General features: G+C 47.1%; 2 protein-coding genes. Both read left to right on the forward strand.

What is annotated here, in order from left to right:
• Positions 1 to 390: lysis protein (locus tag PSI22_RS21305; RefSeq protein WP_273581466.1), on the forward strand; the 390-nt coding region annotated here is incomplete at its 5' end.
• On the forward strand, positions 380 to 681 hold a 302-nt coding region (locus PSI22_RS21310), incomplete at its 3' end, for a hypothetical protein (RefSeq protein ID WP_273581467.1). The genes PSI22_RS21305 and PSI22_RS21310, both read left to right, overlap by 11 nt.

The raw sequence follows: 681 nt of genomic DNA on the forward strand, positions 1-681 counted from the left end.
GAGTATGAGAAGCAAAAGAAGGCTAATGGGCGCCAAGCAACCGAAATCCAGCAACTGACTGACCGTATCAACGACCAGAACACGCACATTGAAATGCTGCATGAACTGGATACCAAACACACTCAGGAACTCGCCCATGCCAAGACTGAAATCGATACTCTTCGGGCTGATGTTGCCGCTGGTCGTCGCAAGCTGCGCATCAAAGCCGTCTGCCCCGTGCTTGAAACCGTTGCCTCCGGCGGCATGGTCGATGCAACCACCGTCGAACTCTCTGGAGAAACTGGATCAACTGTTCTCGATATCCGAGAAGACATCATCAACGACCAGGCAAAACTGAAATATTTGCAGGAATATGTGAGCAGTGAAGTGAGGCATAGCTATGGGAATTAGTGATATTACGTACAAAATAGCGTCATGGGGTGAAGTCAAAGCTGATATTTATTCAGGAAAAAATAGCGATGAACACAAGCCGTTTATTGAGATTTCTTGCGACGGCAATATGGAATCTGACACCGCAGAAAAAATCACGTTTGATGTTAAGCGCTGGCCGGTAGGAACAAAAATAACAGTTGAAGTGCCTTGCTGTCCGACATGCGGTCTTGATGCTGAATTTCAGGATAGCGCTGGTAAATGTGAATGCGGTTTTGATTGGAGAGACTGGGCTGAGGAACAGTATTCATG

The organism is Xenorhabdus aichiensis (assembly GCF_028598775.1).
Taxonomy (GTDB): Bacteria; Pseudomonadota; Gammaproteobacteria; order Enterobacterales; family Enterobacteriaceae; genus Xenorhabdus; species Xenorhabdus bovienii.